We start from the raw sequence: 25,041 nt of genomic DNA, 5'->3' as shown, positions 1-25,041 counted from the left end.
CTATCAATATTTAGTCAATTTGCCTAACATTTTGCTCACACGATACATCTAAAGAGGAAATATACGAACAATATCTATTAACTCATCAATCTTTGTATTGAAATCTGAATCTTCTACACGTAAATTGATAGACTTGATACCAGCATTTATAGCGACTTCAGCATCTAAACAACGATCCCCAATGTAGTAGGTGTTGGCTTTATCTAGCTGATATTTTTCCATCAAATAGGTTACAGCTTCTGGATGTGGTTTACGCTTAAAGCCATTAGCTGAGGTGATAACTTCTGTAAAATAGCCATCTATTCCCAAATTGTTGAGCACTGCTCCTGTGGAGGCACCTTTATGGGTATAGATAAAATGTTGAATTCCTACCTCAGAAGTTTGTTCAAGCACCGCTTTAGCCCCAGGCATAAGGGAAATCATATGGTCACGAGCTTCTTGCTCTTTATTAAAAAAGCTAAGCAACTCGTCAAAGGAAATGTTATGCTCTTGAGAAAGATCTCTTAAAAGCTGACCGATTGACGTTTCAATGACATAGGACATCACAAAATCACGATTAAACGGAAAATCGTAAACCTGATACAACAGGGTTAAAACATCTTCAATAGCCTCATACGATTCTACCAAAGTCCCATCAAAATCCCAAATAAAGGTCGTCTTTCCCATCTTATTCTCCTGTCTTTACCCAATACCGTGCGTAGCGATGGCCATTATCCTCAGCAAAACCATCCAATCTCGCTTCAAAATGTTCAATCGTTTTTCTACTAGGGATATTGTCCTCACGCGCCGTAATGAGCACCTCTGTGATACCACGTTTGGCATATTCTTTTAGGGCAAAGGTTACTAGTTCTGCCATGATACCACGCCCACGATAGTCAGTCCTCGTCACATAACCAATATGCCCACCAACGCGAGCTAAGTCACCTTTTAATTCCCAACGACAACCAATTCTTGCCACAATCTCGCCATTCAAAAAGTAATAAAAATTCGTTGACGTCGCCCAGTCAGGATTACCAGTATCCACTTCATTTTGACGGCATTTAGCAAGATAGGCTGCGAAATCGTCCACTTTTTTGGTTTCTACAAAAGGATTACGTTCCTTTTCTTCCAACAAAATCTCCTGAAACCTGCGAAAAGCGGCTTCATCACTAACTTCTAATCGTCTTATCTCGATCATAAATGTACCTCATAGTTAACTGACTGGATTTTTTGTCCTTGATGATTAATATCAAAAGTTCCTAATAGTATTCCACCTGCTTTTTCAGCTGTTTTACGACTAGCTACATTTTTCTCATCCATGGCAATATAGATATTAGAAATTCCTTTTTCACGATAGCGTTCAAGTCCATACTGAACTAACTCAAAAGCCACACCTTGCTTCCTAAAAGCTGGAGCTACCATATAACCTAAATGCCCTAATTTTTGACAATCAGGATGCTGGATTTCCCAAAAACAAATCAACATTCCTAAAATTTGTTCATCCTCAAAAGCAAAATATCGAGTAAAGGTTGACCACGATTGCCCTTCTTTCTTCACCTCAGAAACATCGCTATCTGCAACATAGTTTTCAAAATTAGCAGTCTCCCACCATTCCACAAAAGGGTTGATTTGCTTATCCCTCAACATGGCTTCTTCAAACCTCTGAAATGCATTTTTATCCTCTAGGCTAATCTTCCTTACTTCCACGGGAGTACCTCCTGCTTTTCCCACATTATAGCAAAAAATCGCCAAATAGGCGATTTTCAATAAAGGAACATTTTAACTTGACTCTGATTGAATGTTTTGTGACACTTCTATGAAAGATTCGGGGAGTGAGCAACTATTCTTTAACCACTTTAACCTCTCCCTCTTCTAATAAAAATATCTCATTACACAAGTCTGTGATATTTTCTGAAATATGCGAAGTCAAGATAACTAAACCATTCTTTTTATCTCTATAAGACAAAATCACTTTCTTAGTTAACAAAACACTCTTCTCATCCAAAGCATTCATCGGTTCGTCTAGAAGAAGAACATCTGGTTTGTGTATAAATGCCTGAATTAGCCCCATTTTCTGCTGTGTCCCCAATGAAAGATGATTATATTTTATATTTTCAAAGTCATACAGATTATAATAATCAATCCAGTAATCAATATCATCATTCGTAATATTAGGTGAAAGAAATTTTAACAACTCCAGATTCTCTTTTAATGTAAGGTAGGATAAAAATTCCACCTTTTCAATAACAATTCCAGCATTTTGAATATATCTTAAATTTTTACCATAACTAATCCCATTTTGAAATACATCCCCTCTATCAAGACGGATAGTTCCTGCTAAGAGCTTGAGTAAAACAGTCTTTCCAGAACCATTATCACCTTTTAATCCATAAATATTTTGAGGTTCAAAACGTAAGTTTACGTTATTTAAAATATTCTGTTTATAATAGCACTTATACCCTTTTTTTATTTCTAACATCACATACCATCCTTTTCTAGATATTTTTCTAAGATACCACTCCCCAGTATCACTATAAGAACAGCACCTCCTAAACAACTTATCAGAGCACTAGAGATTATCAACTTTTGAAAAATTAGTAAAACAAAAAATAGTAAAAAAGCTATCGTTGAATTGTTACTGATTAGAGCAATCAAAGTTATAAAAATCAAATAAATTAGCATTAACCTTCCTAGGAGAATGAAAAATTCAGTATTTTTAAAATAGAAATATAGAGGAAGCAAGCCCACCAACCAAACCATTAAATCTTGTAGATAAAATAAAGCCACCAACAATATCCGTTTTTGGGTAAAACATATGTAAGATTGTGATTTGTAAAGGATAAGTGCTCGATAAGAGTTTAACAATTCCCAGACAAACATTAAAGATGACAGACAACCAACTAAAAATATAGAGCTTGTGGTCAACATTTTCGAAATATCTAACTGACTTCTTCCAAACTCGTCATAGGTAAGCAGAGAAAGTAATTCATTTTCAAAAAAAGTCCGAAAATCAATAATATGACTAAAATTCTCAGAGACTCTTTTTAACAACAGCCACGTTAATATGGAAAGAAGAGCCGCTCTTACCATTAAGACAATTATTTTTCGGAAGCAACTCTTAGTAAATTTAAATCTCATCTTCATATTTTTTTAAAATAGCATAGCCACACATATAAAAGCAATAGGGTAAAAGCAGAGTTTGGATATCTAGATTCCCATAACTAGTTATCATAAAAGTCGTCATAGGAACTAAATAAAAAGGCATGAAATGATATAGAATTATGGATCCAAGCCAAATAAACATGAGGTAATCAATCGCAGATTTTATTGGATTTTGTAAAACATCTATTATTTTAAACAGAAATAAACTATTCACAAAAATAGCCACACAAACCAAAATGATTGAAAATATAAACAGAATTAAATCACTATTCAAGAAATAGCGTAAAACACTTGTTTCTGACAGTAAGTGCTCTTTACCAGATAATTGAAAAGTTCCTGCCAGCATGGTAATGATTACAACAATACCAACAATTATTAGATACAGTAGAACTGGAAGACTTGCTAATTGCCAAGAAAGGTGCTTCCGAAATTTAAAATAACAATCGTTCTTGCCAATTGATAATTTTATAAATTTAGTTTTCAGAGTAACATAATTAAATCCCAGTAAAGAAATAATAATTGGCAGAAGAAAGGACTGATAAAATCCTACATTGAATAGTAAAACATTTATATCTAGATTAGAACGTAATAATTCATTTTTTATAGCTATTCCGTCAAAATTAGCTAAATCAGGTGCATTGGCGTCAAAAAATAAATAAGTAGTAATATAATCACGATAGACTAATAAGATAAAAACTAAACCTAGTAAGAAATATAAAAACTTATGTCTTACTAGGTTCAAAAAATTAATTTTCATAAAAGTACCGAACCTCTCAATTATTAGTTTGGCGACCAACTTCCTGTTATAGCTGCTGCGCCATCCCACCAGTTCTGTCTTGCCATATCTGCAGCATAAACATATCCCGCTGTTGCCCAATTCCCATGTGTTGATCGAGTTCCACAGGTTGTCAATGATGTACCGCTACGATCTTCTCCATTCGAATTTACTAAACGATGCTTTACAGTCATTGGATAAAGAAAAGATTAAGACTAAGATTTAAATTCATTATGTACTCAGCCCCTGCATTTTCTTTATTGATATAACCAGTCCTAACATAGGCAGTTGTAATTCTGAAATTAGAAAATTCTCCAATTTCATAGGCACTTGCTACATTTGTCCCTACCATTAACAACAATGCACCTGCACAAATATAAGTTTTCACATTTTTCATATTTAACACACCTTTCTTAAGATACTCTTAGTGATAACGGTAATAGTACTTTTATGAAAATTTTAATTAACATTTAGAATCTTAGCTCATGGGACTTACCTACTATTCTATTTTATTCCTTACTACACTTACCACCACGATGGAATGTCTCCCCAGGGATCTAAATCTTTCACTAAAACAATAGCTAATAGTAAAATACAAATTATAATCCACGACCGTATTTTATTTTTCATACCTTTCTCCTCCAATTTCTGGTATAATGATAGCACATCAAATATCTAAATTTTCAGAATGTGTAACATATTCACATTTTATAGGGAGAATTTATGCGTTGGGATTATGGTCAAGTTTATAAAATGATTCGAAAATCAAAAGGATTAACCCAAAACGATGTTTGTGGAGAAATTATTAGTCGTTCTACGCTAGCAAAAATAGAGAGTGGGAAAGTTATTCCTAACTTTGATAATATGGTCTTTCTTCTTGAACAGATTGATATGAGTCTATCTGAATTTAAATATATTTGTAATGAGTTCAAACCTGATCAACGAGAAAGAATTATCACTACAATTCAAAGCCAAAACTCCACCATAGAGGTACAAGATTTATTACCTTTACTCAAGGACTGCGAAAATTTTCTCAAAACACATCACGATGTTCCTATTCAAAATCTTTATCGTTCATTGCAGGTAATTACAGAAATTCGTATTAAGGGATTAAAGAGTAATGATTATTTACATGGGCTAGCTACATCAATTTGGAAACATTTAGAACCTATGGACTCTTGGTATGGAAATGATTTACGGTTACTGGCAATAATTCTTTTTTATTTTGATATGGAAACATTACCTCACATCACAAAAAGAATTCTTGAAAACTTGGAGCGATACAAAAACTTTCACGATATAAAATCTTTTCAACTTTCTTTACTAGGTAATCTATCGACTATCTATTTTAAAAATCATCATTTTAAACAATGTGAATCAATTACTCTCAAATCTCTTGAAATTGCTCAAGAATTAAAACGTTTTGATGCACTTGGTTTCTCCCAAGTTCGCCTCGGCATCTGCCAAAATGATGATGAGCTTATTTCAAAAGGTATGACCCTTTTGAAATTGACTGGTGAAAATCAATTAGTTACTACTCTTGAAGAAGAGATAGAAGAGTATAATCATTTTAATACTTAACACCAAATTTAAAAATTACTTTCTTGTTTTTTTCTTAAAAGTACGGACGCTCAAAAGGTTCAGGGAACCTTTCGAGGTGGGAAATAGAGTTGACAAAGTCAACATCAAAACCTCCTTTTGAGTTTCACTACTAAGAATACTACTGTAGTGAAAGAAACATTTTTTCTTGCTACGCTTATCATTATTTCAATGATATTAGAGGTTCTAAAATTCTAATTTTGATTTTGAATGAGTATAAAAAACAAAAGAACTTCCAATTGAACAGTTCTTTTGTTGGATTTCGAAAGAGTCTGGGATAATAATCCCAGACTCTTTGATTTATTCTCACCCAAAAGTATTCACCAAACGTTCGCAGGCTTCTGCAATCAATGTTGTTGGTGCTGCTACATTCAAACGGAAATGATTTTTTCCTTCTCTACCAAAGGTCAATCCGTCATTGAGTTGGAGTTTTGCCTTGTCAGCTAAGACTTCTGCCACTTCCTCATGAGAAAGTCCTATTTCGGAGAAATCTAGCCACATCAAGTAGGTCCCTTCTGGTTTCATAACTTTAATTTTCGTTTGGGCTAAGGCGTCACAAACCACGTTAACATTAGTCTCCAAGACTGTTTTTAACTCCTTCAACCAAGGCAATCCTTCTCGCAGAGCCACTTCGGTTGCCAATAATCCAAGACTTGACACCTCGTGCTGGTTATTGGCTAACTGACGCTTTTGGAAAAGCTTGCGCAACACCTCATTTTCAATAAGTGCAAACGAATTTTTTGTTCCTGCAATATTGAAGGTCTTGGTCGCAGAGCTTAGGATAATCGTAAACTCTTTAAAGTCAGGTGAAACCGTATTGAAAGAATGGTTCTGATGTCCAAAAAGTGTTAAATCTTGATGAATTTCATCAGACACTAAGATAACCCCATGTTTTTGGCAAATTTGCCCAACCTGCAGTAGTTCTTCTGCTGTCCAAACACGTCCTCCTGGATTATGAGGACTGCAAAAAACATATAGCTTGACCTCATTGTCAATAATGTCTTTTTCAAGCTGAACGAAATCCAGCTCAAAGTGCCCATCTTTCTCTACTAAGGAATTGTTGATCAACCGACGATTATTAAGGGTCACCGTGCGTGCAAATGGAGGATAGACTGGCGTATTGATAAGAACTGCCTCATCTTCTTTTGTGAAAGCCTGAATAGCTACTGAGATAGCAGGAACGACCCCTTCGATGAGAACCACATCTTCTTTTGCAACCTTGTAACCATGCTGCGTTTCTTCCCAGTCTAAAATGGCTTGATAGAGACTATCCTTTGGTCCATCGTAGCCATAGACTCCTTGCTTTGCAAATGCCTCCAGCGCAGCTGTCATTTCTGGAAAGGTGATAAAGTCCATATCCGCAATCCACAAGGGAATCAAGTCCTTATCAGCGGCAGCTTTTTGCCATTTATAGGCATTGGACAAGGTACGATCTGGAAATTCTGTAAAATGGTAAGTCATAAGTGCCTCCTATCTTTCAAGCGCCTGCTCGAGGTCAGCTAAAAGATCTTCGACATCCTCAATCCCAATAGAAAGTCGCAAGAGGTCATCTGTCAAACCATAGCTGGTACGGACTTCTGCAGGGATATCCGCGTGGGTCTGTGTCGTCGGATAAGTAATCAAGCTCTCCACACCACCCAAACTTTCTGCAAATGTGAAAACCTCTAGGTTATTCAAAATGGTTGGAATTTTCGCTTCATCAGCCACCTTAATCGAAATCATGCCCCCTTTTCCTGTGTAAAGGACTTCTTTGACCGCAGGATTTTGGGACAAGGCTGACGCTAGTTTTTGAGCATTTTCCGTCGATTTTTCCATACGTAGTTTCAAGGTTTTCAAACCACGCATCACCATGTAACTGTCAAACGGTGACAAGACTGGACCACCTGTATTGAGGTTATAATAGAGCTTCTCATAAATCGCTTTATCGTTTGTCATCAAAGCCCCAGCTAAAACATCGTTATGTCCAGCTAAATATTTGGTTGCTGAGTGAATGACAAGGTCAGCTCCTAGCGGAATTGGATTTTGGTAAATTGGGCTATAAAAGGTATTGTCAACCAAAACCTTAGCTCCATGCTCATGAGCCACCTTGGCAATTTTGGCAATATCAAATTCTACCATGAGAGGATTAGTTGGTGTTTCAATGTAAACAATATCTGTCTCATCAGAAATAGCCGCAATCATTTCCTCTTCATCGTTGGCATAAGTAAATCTAAAACGCCCTTGCGCTTCTTGTTGGTTAAACCAGCGAAAAGAACCACCATATAAATCACGCGCAGCTACCACCTTACTACCAACTGGAAAAATTTCCATAGCAAGAACAACCGCACTCATACCAGAACTTGTCGCAATCGCATAATCGGCTTTTTCAATAGCAGCAAGTGTTTCTTCCAAAGTGCTACGCGTTGGATTTTTAGTACGGGTATAATCAAAACCTGTGGATTTTCCAAATTCGGGATGTTGGTAAGTCGTCGAAAAATGAATGGGACTAACCAAGGCTCCCGTAGCTTTATCTGATTTAATCCCCGCATGGGCTAAAATCGTATCAATTTTCAGTTTTTTCACCATAATATTATATCTCCTCATTTCATCTCCTATCCTCTATTTTACCATGAAAACAAGTCTCTAGCGTTAGTTTGTAAACAGATATAGATATAGTTTCAAACTATAGCAAAAAGAAGTTAGGGCATCCCTAACCTCTAGAGGCAATTTTCAATTTACGACGGAAGCTCTCCGCACGGCTATTGCCGATTAATTTATCTGCTTGATTGGTTAAAAGCGCCAGATAACCATAGACAAGCACACCTATTCCTCCACCAACAATAAGATGAATCAGACTACTCACCTTACCAGTGACAGGTAACACTCGCACCAAAGCTAATTCAACGCCACCAACGATGAGAGCCATAACCGCTGTCATCAGAAGAATTAAGATCGCATTTTTGACAAATCGTTTCCAATTAAAGTGAATCATGTCATGAACCTTCTTAGACATTAGATAGGTTGACACGCACAGGCCAATAATTGTTGTAAACAGGGGACCGTAGGCACCGAACAGCCAGATAAAAGGCACTTGAAGAACAAGCTTCACAAGAAAACCATAAAGGAAATACAGCATAGCTTTACGCGTTTCAAACAAGGCCTGAATAACTGGTCCAAACAGAGCATAGAATCCCATGGCAAAAATCTGTAAAAGGTTAACAATAAACAGCTGAATGGCCAACCCCTTAGGAGCTGGATAAAAGACCGTATAGAGTGGACGAGCTAGAATAATTGAGCCAAACACGGCTGGCACTAAGAAAATAGTGAGCATCTGTAAATTATTCAGAATAAGGCTCGCTGTCGCTTTCTGGTCTTTCTTAACAAAATTTTCCGTAATCAGCGGAATAGACACAGACCCCATCGAAACCGTCACCCCAATAATAATCATAATAATTTTATTAGGATTAGAATACATGTAAGCATATAAGGTTAAAAGGGTTTCTTTTGTCGCAGAGGTAAAAAGAGACATGGTGTTGATAAAGGTCATCTGATCCAGTAATTGATAAGTCTGAAAGGCTGTACCAACAACAATAAATGGAATAGCCTCCTTTGTGATTTCAATCACTAACGATAAGGTGTCTGTTTTTTCCTCACCTTTTTTCGCTGTTAGAATCTTCATCAAAACTCCTTCACGATGAAGGCTGAAAATCAATACAGCAAGGCTTCCTAACATTCCGATAAATGCCGCAAAGGTAGATTGAACAACCGCTACTTTATAATCACCCGATCCAAATGTCATGATGTAGAAGGTCGTTAACAAAATCCAAATCACACGAAGAATCTGCTCCACCACTTGGCTTGTTGCATAAGGACGCAAATTATTAGTTCCTTGAAATACTCCTCTTAGAACACTCATCACTGGGAAAAATAGCACCGCCCAAGATAAACTCCTCATAACAGGAATTAAATCAACCTCAGAGCCCGATAACTTAGCTAAAAGCGGAGCAGCAAAATACATCACTCCAGCAAAGAATGCTCCCATTAAAAGCATGAGCTTAAGGAACTCACGAACGAGGTAGTAGCTCGTTTCGATTTTTCCAATCGCATTGTATTTGGCAATTTGTTTAGCAATCGCAACTGGAATCCCAACTGTGGAAACAGACAAAAAAATAGAATAGATATTGTATCCCATTCCCCATAAACCATTGGCAGCATCCGCATGAGGTCCTAGCCACGCCAACCAAGGAATGACATAAATGATACCAATCAACCGACTAATAAAATTACCAGCTGTCAACCATGCCATCCCTCGAACCATTTTCGACTGCTGATTGTCCATTTTTGATTGCTGTGTTTCTGACATAACCTTCTCATTTCTGTACTTGTTTTGCTTCCTATTATAAACTTTTGCCTGCCACTTGTAAATTATGAACATTAGGTCTAAAATAGAGGTATGATTACAATTGAACAAATTCTTACTATCCTTAAAGAAGACCATAATTTTCGAGAAGTTCTGATTGACGGAACCTTTCATTACCACTTAACAGATTTAACCTTTTCAAAGATTAGCTATGATAGTCGCGACGTTGATGCTTCAACCCTTTTCTTCGCCAAAGGCGCTGCCTTTAAACGCGAATTTTTGGAACAAGCTGTGCTACAAGGGTTAAAGTGCTATGTTTCTGAAATTGACTATGAAGTTGGTATTCCTGCTATCATTGTCTCTGATGTCAAAAAGGCCATGAGCCTTATCGGTATGGCATTCTATGATTATCCTCAAAATCAGCTAAAGCTCCTTGCTTTTACAGGAACAAAAGGAAAGACAACAGCAGCCTATTTTGCCTTTAATATTCTAAGGCAAAACCACCAAACCGCTCTGCTTTCTACCATGAATACTACCTTAGACAATGGCAAAACCTTCTTCAAATCTCAATTCTCAACACCTGAAAACCTTGACTTGTTTCGTATGATGCGACAAGCGGTTGATAACGGCATGACTCATCTTGTTATGGAAGTTTCTAGCCAAGCCTACCTAGTTGATCGTGTTTATGGACTGACATTCGATGTTGGTGTCTTTCTCAACATCAGTCCCGACCATGTTGGTCCGATTGAACACCCTAACTTTGCCGATTATTTTTATCACAAGCGCCTTTTGATGGAAAATAGCAGAGCTGTGGTCGTCAACAGCGATATGGATCATTTTGAGATTGTCAAAGAGCAAGTAAAAAATACGCCTCATGATTTCTATGGTTCTCACTCTGAAAATACTATTCTAGACAGTCAAGCCTTTAGCTTTAACCTTAATGGTCAATTATCTGGACACTACGACATTCAACTGATTGGTCATTTTAATCAAGAAAATGCAGTTGCTGCTGGACTAGCAAGCTTACGTTTGGGAGCTAGCTTAGAAGATATCCGAAGAGGAATTGCCACTACAACTGTTCCTGGGCGTATGGAAGTTTTAACCCAGTCAAACGGGGCTAAGGTATTTGTTGATTACGCACATAATGGCGATAGTCTTGAAAAACTTCTTTCTGTCGTTGAAGAACACCAAAAAGGAACCATTCATTTGATTCTCGGAGCGCCTGGCAATAAAGGAGAAAGTCGTCGAGCTGATTTTGGTTATGTGATTAATAAACATCCTCATTTACAAGTGATTTTGACAGCTGACGACCCAAATTTTGAAGACCCTATGGCTATTTCTCAAGAAATTGCTGAGCATATCAACCGCCCTGTCACGATTATTATTGACCGTGAAACTGCTATCAAAGAAGCTCTGCAATTAACACAAAACGGCACCGATGCTGTGATTATCGCTGGAAAAGGAGCCGATGCTTACCAAATCGTAAACGGTGAAAAAACAGCTTACCTAGGTGATTTTGAGATCGCGAAACGCGATTTAGGGTAGCTTATTTGAAACCATTCCAATCTACTCAAAAGCCTTTCTGAGGCTTTTTATTATGGTATAATAGCTCTATCTTGGTTTTCAAAACCACCAGAAAGGAGTATTATGTCACATATTGAGGCAAAACAGATTTCTGTTTCCTATGGCCAGCGCCCTATCATTGATCAGCTGAACTTAGCATTGCCTAGCCAAGCGATTACAACGATCATTGGTAGCAATGGGTCTGGAAAATCGACACTCCTTAAAGCACTGACCCGTATTATTCCTACAAATACAGGACACATTTTTTTAGATGGTCAGTCAATCGCAAAACTACCAACTAAAGAAGTCGCTAAAAAGATAGCCCTCCTTCCCCAAGTTTTAGAAGCAACGCAAGGCATTACCGTCTATGAACTGGTCTCCTACGGCCGCTTCCCTCATCAAAAATATCTAGGAACCCTCACGCCAGAAGACCGTGAAAAAATCTACTGGGCGATGGAAGTTACTGGAGTGGTCAGCTATGCCAATGTAAAGGTAGATAGTTTGTCTGGTGGGCAACGCCAGCGTGTGTGGATTGCTATGGCACTTGCTCAAGATACCGATACGATTTTTCTAGATGAGCCAACGACTTACCTAGACATGAATCATCAGTTGGAAGTCCTAGAATTGCTCAAAAAACTGAATCACGATAACCAGAAAACGATTATCATGGTCCTACATGACCTTAATTTAGCCTCTCGTTTCTCTGATCATTTGATTGCCATGAAAGATGGGACAATTAAGCACCAGGGACCACCTGAAAAGGTGATGACAACAACTATTTTAGAAGAGATTTTTAATATTAAGTCTCATATCGTTTCTGACCCAGACAGTCAGCGTCCTATTTTACTCACCTATCATTTATTAGAAAAGGAAATCCTATGAAAAAAACACTATCACTCTTACTTAGCCTCATGGCTATCTTTGTTCTTGTGGCTTGTTCAACATCATCCAAAGAAAAGGCTGAGCAGTCACAATCAAGTAGCTCTGCTATTTCCAAAATGCCTAAAATCGAAGGTATCAGTTACCGTGGTGAGGTTCCTGAAAGTCCAAAACGTGTCGCAAGCATGGCATCATCTTACACTGGCTATTTGCTCAAACTTGGCTTCAATATCGTAGCAGCAACAACCTATGATCAGAAAAATCCTGTCTTCTCTGATGCTATTAAATCTGCTGAAATCATGTTACCGACGGACCTTGAGGCCCTAGCAGCTACCGAACCCGATGTGATTGTGGTAGGTTCAACCGAACAAAACCTAGATCAACTTGAAAAAATTGCCCCACTTGTCGTTGTTGAATATGGTAAACATGACTACCTCCAAATGATGACTGACTTCGGTCACATTTTTGGAAAAGAAGATGACGCTAAAAAATGGTTAGCCTCTTGGGAGAAAAAAGTTAGCGAAGCCAAAGAAATTGTTCACGATGCCACTGGAAAAGATGCTACCTTTACCGTTATGGGACTTTTTGAAAAACAATTTTACCTCTTTGGCAACAACTGGGGACGTGGTGGTGAGATTATCTATCAAGCCTTTGGCTACCAGGCGCCTGAAGCTGTGGAAAAAGAAGTCTTTCCGACAGGTTACCTCGAAGTCTCACGTGAAGTTCTTCCAAACTACATTGGCGATTATGTGCTTGTAGCCGCTGAAAATGAAGAGACAGGTGCAAGCCTCTACGAAAGTGACCTTTGGAAAAATATCCCTGCGGTACAAAAAAATCATGTCATCAAGGTAGATGCGAATGTCTTCTACTTTACAGATCCTGTTAGCCTTGAACATGAGCTAGAAGTGTTAACCGAAGCAATCTCTAAAACACAACAATAATGACTTAGTTTTAAGTATTCCTAACAACAATAGAAAAGAAAAATGATTTCTCTATACAAAACACTCAATAAGCCAAAACATCTCTTTTGGCTTGTTTTTTTCATCACTAGCCTCTTACTGCTATTAGGCTGCTACGCTAGTTTACGCTTTGGTGCGATTCATTTCTCACACCAAGATCTTCTGACGACCTTTCGGCACCCCTTTACCAATTCTGACCTTCAAGATGTCATGATTGATATCCGACTACCTCGAATTATCGCCAGTCTTTTGATCGGAGCTGCTACTGCTCAAGCTGGTGCTATCATACAAGGCGTTACCAGAAACCCAATCGCCGATCCTGGTCTTTTGGGAATCAATGCTGGCGCTGGATTGGCTTTAGTGATAGCCTATGCCGTTTTCGGACAACTTCATTATACATGGATTGTCCTGATTTGTTTGCTAGGCTCTACACTTGCTACCCTTATGGTTTTCGCACTTTCTTACGATCCCAAAAGAGGCTACAATCAATTACGGTTGATTTTAGCAGGGACAATGATTTCTGCCCTCTTTACAGCACTTGGTCAAATTTTTACCATCACCTTCAACCTTGCTACCACCATTATCGGCTGGCAATCTGGAGGACTTGTTGCTGTCAATTGGAAAATGCTTAGTATTCTCGCTCCTATCATCTTGGTAAGCCTTATCTTAGCGCAGCTATTTTCCCACCAACTAACCATTCTTAGTCTCAATGAGACTGTCGCAAAAAGTCTTGGACAAAAAACTTTTATCATGACCCTTTTCTGGTTAGGGCTCGTTCTCTTATTATCTGCTTCTGCGGTAGCTTTAGCTGGAACTATTGCCTTTGTTGGACTGATTATTCCTCATATTATCAAATTCTTTTGTCCTCGCAATTACCGGCAAATTCTGCCAATGACTGCTTTTTTAGGGGCAACCTTTATGCTTTGGATTGACCTTCTCTGTCGCACCATCAACCCACCCTATGAAACTCCGTTAAGTGCCATGGTTTCACTGATTGGTCTGCCCTGCTTTTTATGGCTGATGAAACGGAGGTCACTATGAATCAGACAACCACTCACTTTAAGCGCATTTTCATTCTCTTAATCCTAGTAACACTCTTTTTAGCCCTCCTCTCCTTATCTCTAGGGAGTAGTCACCTATCTTTAGTAACAGTTATCAAAACCTTGCTAGGACAAACAGACGACAAAACAAGACTAATCATCTTAACTATTCGTCTTCCTCGCATACTCGCTGCTCTAATAGCCGGGGCTTCATTGGCTATCTCCGGTCTATTATTGCAGACACTGACTAGAAATCCTCTTGCCGATTCTGGGATTTTAGGCATAAATGCTGGCGCTGGGCTCATCATTGCCCTTGCCATTTCTATTTTTAAGACAACAGCTCCCCAGTTTATTACCCTCCTGCCATTAATGGCTATGCTAGGAGCATTGACAACTGTTATGATTGTCTATTTCATTAGCCGAAAACCAAATCATGATATTGATCCTATCCGTCTCATTATCACTGGTGTAGGTCTATCCATCATGTTGTCTGGACTTATGGTGTCCATTATTGGAAATATCGACCGTTTCAAAGTTGATTACATCATCAATTGGCTTAGTGGGCAGATTTCTGGCGACAACTGGAAAACCTTAGCACTTCTTAGTCCTTTCCTAATCTTACTTTTGGGGCTCTCTTATAGCCGTAGCCGTTCCCTCAATATCATGACCCTTAACGAACAAACCGCTACCGCACTTGGTCTCAATCTTCAAAAAGAACGGTTGATAACACTCCTTCTCTCAACAGCACTTGCCTCCCTTAGCGTGATTATTGTTGGCAATATCACCTTTATTGGATTGATTTCAGGTCACATCAGTAGACGATTTGTTGGAGGAAATCATCTTATCCTTTTCCCCATAACCTTCTTAATGGGTATGCTTATCCTCTTGATTGCAGATACTATCGGTCGTGTCTTCCTTGTCGGAACAGGTATTCCAACTGGACTCGTTGTCTCCCTCATCGGCGCTCCCTATTTTCTTTATCTTATGAAAACCTCAAAAGAATAAGGATGGGCTTTTCTAAAAATTTTAACACTATAAAATGGCTTAGAATCAACGTTTCTCGATAACGTCACTCTAAGCCATTTTCTGTTTTTAACACTTTTTATTCTTTAAGCATCTGCTTGGTCAAAAACAACCTGACCATTTTCAAATTTAGCAATACGAGCTAATGAAGTCACACGTACACCTTGTTCTTCCAAAAGGCTACGACCATCTTGAAATGATTTCTCAATGACAATCCCAACACCAACAACTTCTGCACCTGCTTGCTGAATAATGTCAATAAGCCCCTTAGCAGCTTGGCCATTTGCCAAAAAGTCATCGACGATAAGCACCTTATCATCAGCTGAGAGAAACTTACCTGCAATTGAAACTGTGCTTGTAACCTGCTTAGTAAAGGAATAAACTTCTGCTGTCAGAATACCTTCTGTCATGGTGATGTTTTTATGCTTTTTCGCAAAAATCATCGGTACATCAAGAGCTTCTGCCACGTACACTGCTGGTGCAATACCAGAGGCCTCAATAGTTACAACCTTAGTAATGCCAGAATCCTTGTAAGCATCTGCAAATACCTTACCCATTTCCTTCATCAATTTATAATCAACTTGATGGGTTAAAAAAGAGTCCACTTTTAAAATATTTTCACCAAGGACATTTCCATCTTTTAAAATACGGTCTTCTAATAATTGCATCATAACTCCTTTTAATATCAATTAGTCAATTCTAACATTAGCCGTAAAAGACAAAGAGATGCTTACACATGGTAAACACCTCCGTAATCTGAATAAAACAGTAAATCTATCCCTTTGGAAACTGAACAAAGTAGACTTATTGTTAGACATTACGGTGTCTTGTAGAAACGTTGTGCCAATTCACAACATAAATAAGTTTTTATTGTTCCTTATTATACCACTTTACTAGGTAATTTCAAGAGATTTAAATAGAATCCCCATTCCAAATAGAGTTCTTCACGATAACATAGTTGACGCGTGTCAAGCTTTCCACATCACGACCACCAGCATATGAAATCGAACTTTGAAGGTCTTGCTCCATCTCAATTAAAGTATCTTTCAAATGGCCTTTTGTTGGCAAGAGGATTTTCTTACCTTCAACGTTTTTGTGCTCACCTTTTTGGTACTCTGAAGCAGAACCAAAATATTCTTTGAAGGTTTCGCCATCGACTTCAACCAATTTCCCTGGGCTTTCGATATGACCCGCAAAGAGAGAACCAATCATAACCATGCTAGCACCAAAACGGATTGACTTAGCAATGTCTCCGTGCGTACGGATACCACCGTCTGCAATAATTGGTTTACGCGCAGCTTTGGCACACCAACGAAGTGCGGCTAATTGCCAACCACCTGTACCAAAACCAGTCTTAACCTTAGTGATACATACTTTACCAGGACCAATCCCTACTTTCGTCGCATCCGCACCAGCATTTTCCAACTCACGGACAGCTTCAGGCGTTCCCACGTTACCAGCAATCACAAAAGTGTCAGGAAGCTCAGCCTTGATGTGTTTAATCATCTTAATAACACTCTCAGCGTGGCCATGTGCAATATCAATCGTGATAAACTCTGGCACATCATCTTTCAAACTCGTCACAAAATCGTACTCATAGTCTTTCACACCTACTGAGATTGAGGCGATAAGCCCTTGCTCATGCATGCGTTTGATAAATGGCTTGCGCGACGCTTCATCAAAACGGTGCATAATGTAGAAATAACCATCCTTAGCCAGCATTTCTGCCACGTCCTCATCAATGATGGTTTGCATGTTAGCAGGGACAACAGGAAGTTTAAACGTATGCTTTCCTAAAGTAACTGATGTATCTGCCTCAGAGCGGCTATTGATGATACATTTGTTAGGAATCAACTGAATATCTTCGTAGTCAAAAACGGGCATATCATTAAACATAAAAATCCTCTTTCTGCCACTGGGACTGAAAAAGGATTTTTTGTGTATCACAAAAGTCATCTCCAGCCGAGCAGCCTTTACTATGATGACCTTCCTATAACTCTGTTTTTAACAGTAATAAACAGAGCATCGCTAAGTGGATTTCCCACCCTTCCATAGATATTCTATACTTTCGTTTTTGTTTTGTCAAATTTTGATTAAAAATATTTTGTTTCGTTCGTTATTTACGAACCTTGTTTTTGGAACTCATTTTTTAGCCAAAGTTTCTTATGGATAACAACCATAATTAGCGAAAGAACCAAAAGACATCCGCGAATCTTAAAATACTAAAATTGTTAATGAACACACAAATGTGACAACGTTTACATTTTATTGTTTGCTTTTTCTAACGAGAACTGATATCCTAAAGATGAAAAATGATTTCAAAATGCTAGAAAGAAGGTGACTCTATGTTAACGCTCAGACAAATAATCAACGACCACTACCGCAGCTATCTACTGTTACTATTGACTGCCTATATTCTCGCTTTCTTTATTCCTTGGGACATCAGTATTCAGACAACCCCACTTCCGTTAATTCTAACACAACAAGTCTTTCCCATTATTGGAATTATAATCATTATCTTCTCTTTTATGACACGAAAAGTGGGGCTCTTCATGACAGGACTTCTCTATCTTTTAGCATTCTGGATTTACATGTCTATGATTTTCAGTGTGCTTCCTGGTTTATTCTGTAATTAATTTAGAGGTTCAACGTTCAAAAAATTAGAATTCTCATTTTGCTATTATTTGTTCTACTAACCTATTTAAAACTTTAGCTATTCACAAACATGAAATCGAGGTGGGACATCTAGTCCTACCTCGATTTCGTTTTCTTATCTACTGTTACGCTTATGAATCAATTTTTCACGTTCTTCTTTTAAGTGTTCGAGCTTTTCTGACAGTTCAGTTATGGCTATATCTAAACTATTGATGGCTAAAGCAATGGCCTCATCAGCTAATTGTTCTCCACCAAGCTCTCTATTGTCATCATCTGTATTTTTAGCCTCAGCCTGTTCAACATGAACCACACCTGACGTTTTATCAAACTGTTTACTGATGAATTTTTTGAGCCAGCCTTCAAGACCTGTGTCTTTTAATTCCTTATCAAGCTCATCCTTGACTTGATTTTTCAACGCTTCTTTTTCGTCTTCACTCAACTTGCGACCAGTTTCATCATACCAGCCATTATTCTTAATATTCATAAAAATCTCCTTATTAGTAGTTATTTTAAGTTAAAATCGTCTTTTAATTTATCAACAACCGCCTGAATTAACTCAGTGTTTGGGTCGTATTTAGTGTGTTTCTCGCTGCTATTAAACAGTAAGAGCTGGGCATTTTGCAGTTTCTGCCTATGGAAGGAGACAGCTGCGCTCGTAATTCCCAAATCTTCAGCAATATCCTTACTCTTAGCATGTGGCTGCGTTAGGGCAACTAAAACCTTGTAACGTGTTAAATCACTTAGTGTTTTCAAGGCTGATGAGAAATTATCTTCATCTAATTCATTGTGGCTATTGAGAACCTCATCAATCTTACAAGATAGAATAAGAAAACTATTGTATTTCTCAAATAAAGGCTCCAAGGTAATCACAGATAGTCGAATAATCCAAGGGCTCACAATATAGAGTTCAAACGATTCCTTCTGCAAGGTTCCCTGAATCATTTTTAAAGCTTGCGTATCTTTAAAAACAGCTTCAAGATTCAAGTTTTTAGCGTAAGTTTCTCGCTCTAACCTAGCTTTTTCAAAATAAGGGACATATAGACTGACCAATTCACGTGACAGTTCTACCATTTTGGTGGCATTCTCTTTTAAATGCTGACTAAAGGTTAGAATGTGCCATTTTTGTTCTGGTTTAAAAGATTTTTCCTCCAAGATTTCCCAGTAGTCCTTATTTTCAGTCTTGCTAGTGGTGTCATCTGTTAAAAAAAGTCGCAAGCAATAATGTAACTCTTCTTCTGAAAGCTCTAGAACCAAGTTATGCAATTCTTCAATAGAAGAAGGCTCCCTCCCCTCATTGAGTAGGTAGAAATAGCAGGTTGTTAGGAATGACCAACCAGCACCCATGAGATAATAGCTACGCAGTTTTTCTTGATAGGGTAAAAAGAGCTGATAGATTTCTTCTAAGGTATCAAGGTCTTTTGCTAAAATGCTGAGCTCCTTTTGCGTAAAATCCCACTCACTCTCATCCCTACTGTAGGACAAGACTGGCAGCATAGTCATTTCAAAAATTTCAGAACGTTGTTGATTATAGGTATAAGCCATTGCTTTCTTCTTTCTAAGAAACAAGTTCAACACTTGCTTCACTTTGTTTAAAGGTTTTTTTAATAGTATAAACCATAAGGGCAAGCGCAATCAAGAGGTAAATGCTTGAAATAACTTGAGCTGGTAAAACCAAAACCATTCCTGATAAGGCGAAACGACTAACAATCATTCCCAGGGTCATCAAGGTGTCAATCCCAGAACCAATTGTCGCCAACTTTTCCTCTGGAATTTCACGGTACATCATGGCACTAAATTTCGGATTAACACCACCTGAAACCACTGCTGCTCCAAAAATGACTACCAAAGCCATATAAATTTGATGAACAACCATTGCTCCAAAGAATCCTGCTAATAGTACCAAGGTCAATTTAATCATTGCTAACAAATCGACTTTTTTGAAAAGTGTTGTGCAAAGTACTGAACCAACAATATTCCCAACAAAGAAAATAATTGATACTGTCGCAATCGTTGTCGCTGGATTGACAATGATAAAATCTTTAAAATCTTTTATAGTAGCCATTATGATAGGATCCAAAGTTGACCCAATAGCATTAATTCCCATAATGGTAATTAAGCTAGCTTTCAAAACCGGAATACCATTGATAACTTCCATTGCTCCCTTAAAAGAAGTTTTTAGTTCTGTAACTAAGCTCTGTGGCGTTTCCACTTCTTCCATTTTAATCGGATTTTCTTTTAGGAGTTTAGATAAAGCAGGGCGTAAAGCTAGCATTATTAACATACTTACAAGAAAAGTGCCTGCATTAAAGAAAGCGAGATTTTGGTAGGTCATAAAAGCGGTAAGTATTACTCCACTCGCTTGGAAACCAATCTGTAAAATGGAGCTTGCTGCTTGACGAAAGGCCATCGCTCCTTCACGATCATCATTTGAAACAACCCGCAAACTAATGGGAGAAAAAAGGTAAGATTCATATTGACCAGAAATATCTGAGAAAAGATTGACGATAACAGCAACTAAAACTACCCAGAGAGCAGGTGCAAAACCCATAGCTACCCCTACAATGATATAGAGTAGGACACGAAAAATCTGAGTTGCCATGATGGTATCCAATTTGTTTTTCGTCTTATCTGCCCAAATCCCCATCACAAACCGTGTTAGAATTGGAAGACTTTCAGATAAGGTTACCAAACTAATCGCAAACTTAGCATTTGGTAAGAGTAAAACATAATTCATCAAAGCCAAATAGTAAAGACTGTCACCAAAATTTGAAATCATGTCAGAAACAAAGGTTGCCAGGAAAAGTTTATTTTTAAGTGCCTTTTTCATATTAGTATCTCCGTTTATATTTTTTTAAGTATTTATTTAACTTTATACACGTAGTATAATACTTTATTTTTGTTAAGTCAATACTTAAATAAATATTTTTTGAAGTTTTTTTAAACAATTACTTAAAAAACGCTTTTTTTGCTATTTCCGATGAAAAAAGTTATCATTTAAATCATGAATTATCTTGATTATTTTCCATATAAGACTGCCTTTTATGATAAGGATTTAAAACTCACCTACAGTAACCATAAGCCTGATGGTACGTTTTTCCCAGAATCTTACGATAGACTGCCCGACTGGATCTGGCAGGAGCTCCGCCATTCCACAGAAAAAAGCCTACATCTGGAAATTCCAAATGAGGCTTTTGGGAAAATTTATATGCAGTCCTACACCATGTTGTATGATGATTCGGGTGATTTCCAAGGAGTCATGGAAATGGTTCAAGATTTAAAGCCACTTCTCTCCTCCTACTTGGAAAATTCTGGGCAAGCCCTAGTCGGCTGGTCAGACGTTACATCTGGTGCTTCCATTTCAAACGATAATTAAAAAGAGAGCGACAAAAATCCATGTTTAAATGAATTGCTGTTGCTCTCTAAATTGTTATCACTATCAAAAATAACTTGACCCATTTCAATAACTCATCATTTTCGCTTAAATTACTCGACTTCGACAAAGCCAAAATCCTCTAAAGGTAAGAGTTTAAATGACACAACTCCTCTAAGTTGAGATTTTTTAATGAGTCCAAACGTTCGACTATCCTGTGTATTTTGACGGTCATCATTCAAAATTAAATATTGGTTTTTAGGAACCTTCTCCTCAGCACCATTAGTTAAACTTTCCAAAGTAAAATCCGCCGTAAAAGGCGTGTCCACAGGATGTAAATCAAAATGAGACTTCCTTAAGTCATCTAAGTAGGACTGACTTTCAACTTGATTATTAAGGTAAAAAATATCATCCATATAGACTGGAACATCACCTTCTTTAGCCACAACACGTCCCATATACTCTTTTCCATCCACTTCATAAAGGACAAAATCTTTGTACTCAGGAGTAGATAATTGACTAGCCACCACATAATCATCTGATTTTAAATAACTATTGGCCTGTTCTTTCGTAACTGTATACGGTTCAAAAACAAAAATCCTCAGACCAACAGCCAATAAGAAGGCTATCATTGTCAGAAAAATCATCGTTATCAAATCACGTTTTACCATCAGTGCCTCCTCTTGTTTATGATACTATCATTATACCATGTTTTCTGTTAAATTATCATGAGAATCTCTGAAAATGACACATTTCTATCTTTGATTCCCATAGTCTTCTCACAAGGTAGTGTGCTAACACAAAAAAACTCAATTACTTCTAACGAGTAATTGAGTTTTTCGTGTAATAACTAATCAGTCAGAACTAGTATTTTTGGAATAGAATGGACTGATTATTTCACAGTGCGGATACGCATTGTGTTAGTTGAACCTGATACACCAACTGGTACACCAGCAACGATAACAATGTTATCACCTGATTCAACAAGACCTTGCTCAAGCGCAACTTTTTCAGCCAATTCAAACATATCATCAGTTGATTTTGGTTTTTCAGTTACGACTGGAATAACACCCCAGTTGATCATCAATGATTTTTGAACTTTTTCTGTAAATGTTACAGCCAAGATATCTGCATCTGGACGGTATTTAGAGATTTGGCGTGCTGAGAAACCTGTTTCAGTTACTGTTACAACCAATTTAATGTCCATTGATTTTGTAGCGTCTTTAACAGCAGAAGCAACAACTTCAGTTTTTGATGTACGTGGGAAGTTATCAGAGTTCAAACGACCATATTCATTAAGAAGAGTTTGAGCGTTTTTACTTGTAGTTGCCATTGTACGAACTGATTCAACTGGGTATTTACCGTTAGCTGACTCACCTGAAAGCATTGTTGCATCAGTACCATCGATAACAGCGTTGAACACGTCAGAGATTTCTGAACGAGTTGCACGTGGTTTATCAGTCATTGTTTCAAGCATGTTAGTTGCTGTGATAACTGCTTTACCAGCTGCGTTCACTTTAGTGATAATCATTTTTTGGTAAACTGGAACCATTTCAAATGGAACTTCGATACCCATGTCACCACGAGCAATCATGATACCATCAGATGCTTCGATGATTTCGTCAATGTTATCGATACCTTGTTGGTTTTCGATTTTTGAGAACAATTGAACGTGTTCATTGCCAGTTTCACGCAAGATGTTACGTACTGATTCAACGTCTTGTGCTGTACGCACGAATGAGATTGCGATAAAGTTAAGACCTTGTTCAAGACCAAAACGAATATCTGCATCATCACGTTCTGCAAGAGCAGGGAAAGGAATTTTAGTGTAAGGAATGTTTACACCTTTTTGTTTACCGATGACACCATCATTTTCAACTTCAACGATGAATTCACGTTTTTCAGCATCTTTTTCAACGACTTTAAGACCAAGTTTACCATCGTCAACAAGAACTTGTTTACCAACTTCAACATCGTCAAAGACATCAAGAGCACCAGCAACGTTCAAGGCAATCACTTCTGGAGTTGATTTAATACCTTGTTTTGTAGCTACACGAAGTTTATCTCCAGTTTTGTAAGTGTGGAAATCAGCTCCATCTTCGAACACTTCTGTACGAATTTCAGGTCCTTTTGTATCCAAAAGGAAACCAACTTTTTGACCAGCAATTTCTTCAGCGCGACGTACAGTTGCCATACGAGCTCCTTGCTCTGCGTGGTCACCGTGTGAGAAGTTAAAGCGGAAAACATTTGCACCTTCTTTAATCAATTGTGCAATTTTTTGAGCTGATGCTTCAACATCAAGTTCTTCACCCCAGTATCCTGGCTCTCCGAACTTTTTACCACCACGGAATTCTACCGCAGGACCAAGTGTTGCAACGATTTTGACACGTTTATTCATTATATGAAACTCCTATTTTTTAAATTGCCGATTACCGGCAGAATTAACTAAATTAATATTGCTTAGTGAGCTAAGTCACGGTTCAAAGCAGCAAAGTCAAGGCGTGCTTTGTGTGGATGATTCACAATAATCTTACCGTTTTCTCCCAAGCTAAAGAGGGCACCTTCTTCTGCAGTTCCAAGAATTGGGCTTTCAACCAATTGCTCATTGTGAATACCAACTGCAAGGCCACCACGACCTTCTTTAAGAAGAGTTACCGCATGAGAACCCATCCAAGATGCTAAGACACGGTCACGAGGAGATGGGGCACCACCACGCAAGATGTGACCTAGGTTAGTTGCACGAAGATCACTTGTATCTCCCGCTTCTTTCATCAGTTCTACAAACTTCTCGGCGTGCATAACACCTTCTGCTAAAACGATCAAGTGACGGAATTTACCTTTTTCTTCGTAACCTTGACGAACTTTAGCAACAACTTCTTCGATGGTGTACTCTTCTTCAGGAATAATGATTTGATCAGCTCCTGCAGCAATACCAGACCAAAGAGCGATGTCACCAGCATTACGTCCCATCACTTCAACGACAAAGGTACGTCCGTGTGAGAATGAAGTATCGCGGATTTTATCCAAAGCATCTGTCGCAGTGTTTACAGCTGTGTCAAATCCGATTGTGTAGTCAGTACCAGCAATATCGTTATCAATAGTTCCTGGGATACCAACAGCTGGGAATCCATGCTCAGTTAGACGCATAGCTCCATGGTAAGAACCGTCTCCACCGATAACAACAACACCTTCAATACCATGTTTTTTCAATTGTTCAATACCAGCTAGTTGTCCTTCCAATGTTGCAAATTCTGGGTAACGAGCTGACTGGAGGAACGTTCCTCCATGTGATAGAGTATTAGATACTGAGTGAGCATCCATTGGGAAAATATCTCCCTCAACCATACCAGCATAGCCTCGGTTGATTCCGAAAACTTCCATGCCTTCTGTGATTGCTTTACGAACAACTGCACGAACAGCAGCATTCATACCAGGGGCATCACCACCACTGGTCAAAACAGCAATACGCTTCATTTTTGGCTTTCTCCTTTTTAATTTCTAACTTCACTATTATATCATAGTTGTTTTTAAATTGCTCTTTTTTCTACTAAGATTTTATCGAAAAATCGTTTTGGTAATTTCCCAAAGTAATTTCCACTTTAGCTTTCGAAGTGGAAATTAGTCTAAAACGGATTTTTATGGTGGAATTAAGTCTGAGACGTTTGTGTTAGAAATGAGTCCTTACTATGACAAAATAT

At 38.0% G+C, this 25,041-nt stretch carries 24 protein-coding genes, 1 pseudogene and 1 riboswitch; of the genes and pseudogenes, 8 read left to right on the top strand and 17 right to left on the bottom strand.

The features are described 5' to 3' along the window. Nucleotides 1–48: 48 nt before the first annotated feature. From EAF07_RS03435 to EAF07_RS10900, 6 genes and pseudogenes are all read right to left on the bottom strand, one after another. Complete coding sequence (locus EAF07_RS03435; RefSeq protein WP_121834895.1) at nucleotides 49–666, bottom strand: HAD-IA family hydrolase; 618 nt, start codon at nucleotides 664–666, stop codon at nucleotides 49–51. 1 nt (nucleotide 667) lies between these two features. Further along, nucleotides 668–1,174: a GNAT family N-acetyltransferase gene (locus EAF07_RS03430; protein WP_183121648.1), complete on the bottom strand. Its 507-nt coding sequence runs from the start codon at nucleotides 1,172–1,174 to the stop codon at nucleotides 668–670. Beyond that, a complete protein-coding gene (locus EAF07_RS03425; RefSeq protein ID WP_121834893.1) occupies nucleotides 1,174–1,686 on the bottom strand; it encodes a GNAT family N-acetyltransferase in 513 nt (170 codons plus the stop codon). Before EAF07_RS03425 ends, EAF07_RS03430 begins: the two co-directional genes overlap by 1 nt. A 133-nt stretch (nucleotides 1,687–1,819) precedes the next feature. After that, nucleotides 1,820–2,461, bottom strand: a complete 642-nt coding sequence (locus EAF07_RS03420; RefSeq protein ID WP_121834892.1) for an ABC transporter ATP-binding protein — start codon at nucleotides 2,459–2,461, stop codon at nucleotides 1,820–1,822. A gap of 645 nt (nucleotides 2,462–3,106) precedes the next feature. Next, nucleotides 3,107–3,898, bottom strand: a complete 792-nt coding sequence (locus EAF07_RS03410; protein WP_121834890.1) for a hypothetical protein — start codon at nucleotides 3,896–3,898, stop codon at nucleotides 3,107–3,109. A 23-nt stretch (nucleotides 3,899–3,921) separates the two neighbouring features. Continuing rightward, nucleotides 3,922–4,268: pseudogene (locus EAF07_RS10900) on the bottom strand (hypothetical protein). A gap of 371 nt (nucleotides 4,269–4,639) precedes the next feature. Between EAF07_RS10900 and EAF07_RS03400 the strand changes: the two are divergent. Continuing rightward, complete coding sequence (locus tag EAF07_RS03400) at nucleotides 4,640–5,497, top strand: Rgg/GadR/MutR family transcriptional regulator (RefSeq protein ID WP_121834889.1); 858 nt, start codon at nucleotides 4,640–4,642, stop codon at nucleotides 5,495–5,497. Nucleotides 5,498–5,821: 324 nt separating this feature from the next. Here the strand turns inward: EAF07_RS03400 and EAF07_RS03395 are convergent, their stop codons facing one another. The 3 genes from EAF07_RS03395 to EAF07_RS03385 all read right to left on the bottom strand — a co-directional run bounded on the left by EAF07_RS03395 (nucleotide 5,822) and on the right by EAF07_RS03385 (nucleotide 9,857). After that, complete coding sequence (locus EAF07_RS03395; protein ID WP_121834888.1) at nucleotides 5,822–6,976, bottom strand: MalY/PatB family protein; 1,155 nt, start codon at nucleotides 6,974–6,976, stop codon at nucleotides 5,822–5,824. A gap of 9 nt (nucleotides 6,977–6,985) precedes the next feature. Further along, nucleotides 6,986–8,080 (bottom strand): cystathionine gamma-synthase, encoded by a 1,095-nt coding sequence (locus tag EAF07_RS03390; protein ID WP_121834887.1) that lies wholly within the window; start codon nucleotides 8,078–8,080, stop codon nucleotides 6,986–6,988. 124 nt (nucleotides 8,081–8,204) lie between these two features. Beyond that, entirely contained in the window at nucleotides 8,205–9,857 is a 1,653-nt protein-coding gene (locus EAF07_RS03385; protein WP_121834886.1) for a putative polysaccharide biosynthesis protein, read from the bottom strand. 90 nt (nucleotides 9,858–9,947) lie between these two features. Here EAF07_RS03385 and EAF07_RS03380 point away from each other — a divergent pair, with 90 nt between their 5' ends. The 5 genes from EAF07_RS03380 to EAF07_RS03360 all read left to right on the top strand — a co-directional run bounded on the left by EAF07_RS03380 (nucleotide 9,948) and on the right by EAF07_RS03360 (nucleotide 15,300). Beyond that, nucleotides 9,948–11,399 carry a UDP-N-acetylmuramoyl-L-alanyl-D-glutamate--L-lysine ligase gene (locus EAF07_RS03380; RefSeq protein WP_121834885.1) on the top strand — a complete coding sequence of 484 codons (1,452 nt, stop codon included), beginning with the start codon at nucleotides 9,948–9,950 and terminating at the stop codon, nucleotides 11,397–11,399. A gap of 102 nt (nucleotides 11,400–11,501) precedes the next feature. Continuing rightward, nucleotides 11,502–12,299, top strand: coding sequence for an ABC transporter ATP-binding protein (locus EAF07_RS03375; RefSeq protein WP_121834884.1), 798 nt, complete (start codon nucleotides 11,502–11,504; stop codon nucleotides 12,297–12,299). Then, nucleotides 12,296–13,237, top strand: a complete 942-nt coding sequence (locus tag EAF07_RS03370; RefSeq protein ID WP_121834883.1) for an iron-hydroxamate ABC transporter substrate-binding protein — start codon at nucleotides 12,296–12,298, stop codon at nucleotides 13,235–13,237. The genes EAF07_RS03375 and EAF07_RS03370 overlap by 4 nt, the downstream gene beginning before the upstream one ends. A gap of 42 nt (nucleotides 13,238–13,279) precedes the next feature. Next, complete coding sequence (locus EAF07_RS03365) at nucleotides 13,280–14,296, top strand: FecCD family ABC transporter permease (RefSeq protein WP_121834882.1); 1,017 nt, start codon at nucleotides 13,280–13,282, stop codon at nucleotides 14,294–14,296. Continuing rightward, a complete protein-coding gene (locus EAF07_RS03360) occupies nucleotides 14,293–15,300 on the top strand; it encodes a FecCD family ABC transporter permease (protein ID WP_121834881.1) in 1,008 nt (335 codons plus the stop codon). The genes EAF07_RS03365 and EAF07_RS03360 overlap by 4 nt, the downstream gene beginning before the upstream one ends. A gap of 104 nt (nucleotides 15,301–15,404) precedes the next feature. Here EAF07_RS03360 and EAF07_RS03355 read toward each other — a convergent pair whose 3' ends face one another. Both EAF07_RS03355 and guaC read right to left on the bottom strand, forming a co-directional pair. Next, nucleotides 15,405–15,986, bottom strand: a complete 582-nt coding sequence (locus tag EAF07_RS03355; RefSeq protein WP_121834880.1) for a xanthine phosphoribosyltransferase — start codon at nucleotides 15,984–15,986, stop codon at nucleotides 15,405–15,407. Nucleotides 15,987–16,105: 119 nt separating this feature from the next. Then, nucleotides 16,106–16,201: riboswitch (purine riboswitch) on the bottom strand. A 29-nt stretch (nucleotides 16,202–16,230) separates the two neighbouring features. Beyond that, nucleotides 16,231–17,214 (bottom strand): GMP reductase, encoded by a 984-nt coding sequence (gene guaC / locus EAF07_RS03350; protein ID WP_121834879.1) that lies wholly within the window; start codon nucleotides 17,212–17,214, stop codon nucleotides 16,231–16,233. Between the two features lie 449 nt (nucleotides 17,215–17,663). On the opposite strand from guaC, the gene EAF07_RS03345 reads away from it, so the two are divergent. Then, a complete protein-coding gene (locus EAF07_RS03345; RefSeq protein ID WP_121834878.1) occupies nucleotides 17,664–17,954 on the top strand; it encodes a hypothetical protein in 291 nt (96 codons plus the stop codon). Between the two features lie 134 nt (nucleotides 17,955–18,088). On the opposite strand, the gene EAF07_RS03340 is transcribed toward EAF07_RS03345, so the two are convergent. Genes EAF07_RS03340 through EAF07_RS03330 form a run of 3 tightly spaced genes read right to left on the bottom strand, consistent with a single transcriptional unit; the run spans nucleotide 18,089 to nucleotide 20,800 of the window. Further along, the gene (locus tag EAF07_RS03340) at nucleotides 18,089–18,457 is read right to left on the bottom strand and encodes a hypothetical protein (protein WP_121834877.1); all 369 of its coding nucleotides are present in this window, start codon (nucleotides 18,455–18,457) and stop codon (nucleotides 18,089–18,091) included. A 20-nt stretch (nucleotides 18,458–18,477) separates the two neighbouring features. Further along, nucleotides 18,478–19,515, bottom strand: a complete 1,038-nt coding sequence (locus tag EAF07_RS03335) for an ArsR/SmtB family transcription factor (RefSeq protein WP_121834876.1) — start codon at nucleotides 19,513–19,515, stop codon at nucleotides 18,478–18,480. A gap of 13 nt (nucleotides 19,516–19,528) precedes the next feature. Next, complete coding sequence (locus tag EAF07_RS03330; protein WP_121834875.1) at nucleotides 19,529–20,800, bottom strand: MFS transporter; 1,272 nt, start codon at nucleotides 20,798–20,800, stop codon at nucleotides 19,529–19,531. A 174-nt stretch (nucleotides 20,801–20,974) separates the two neighbouring features. Here EAF07_RS03330 and EAF07_RS03325 point away from each other — a divergent pair, with 174 nt between their 5' ends. Next, nucleotides 20,975–21,346 (top strand): PAS domain-containing protein, encoded by a 372-nt coding sequence (locus tag EAF07_RS03325; protein ID WP_121834874.1) that lies wholly within the window; start codon nucleotides 20,975–20,977, stop codon nucleotides 21,344–21,346. 110 nt (nucleotides 21,347–21,456) lie between these two features. Here EAF07_RS03325 and lepB read toward each other — a convergent pair whose 3' ends face one another. The 3 genes from lepB to pfkA form a co-directional block, all read right to left on the bottom strand. After that, nucleotides 21,457–22,014 carry a signal peptidase I gene (gene lepB, locus EAF07_RS03320; RefSeq protein ID WP_121834873.1) on the bottom strand — a complete coding sequence of 186 codons (558 nt, stop codon included), beginning with the start codon at nucleotides 22,012–22,014 and terminating at the stop codon, nucleotides 21,457–21,459. Nucleotides 22,015–22,235: 221 nt separating this feature from the next. Further along, on the bottom strand, nucleotides 22,236–23,741 hold the full coding sequence (pyk, locus tag EAF07_RS03315) for a pyruvate kinase (protein ID WP_121834872.1): 1,506 nt from the start codon (nucleotides 23,739–23,741) through the stop codon (nucleotides 22,236–22,238). Nucleotides 23,742–23,803: 62 nt separating this feature from the next. Next, nucleotides 23,804–24,817 (bottom strand): 6-phosphofructokinase, encoded by a 1,014-nt coding sequence (gene pfkA / locus EAF07_RS03310; RefSeq protein ID WP_121834871.1) that lies wholly within the window; start codon nucleotides 24,815–24,817, stop codon nucleotides 23,804–23,806. Between the last annotated feature and the right edge of the window lie 224 nt (nucleotides 24,818–25,041).

The organism is Streptococcus hillyeri (genome assembly GCF_003686955.1).
GTDB classification, from domain to species: Bacteria; Bacillota; Bacilli; order Lactobacillales; family Streptococcaceae; genus Streptococcus; species Streptococcus hillyeri.
This window is presented reverse-complemented; position numbering and strand designations above follow the sequence as displayed.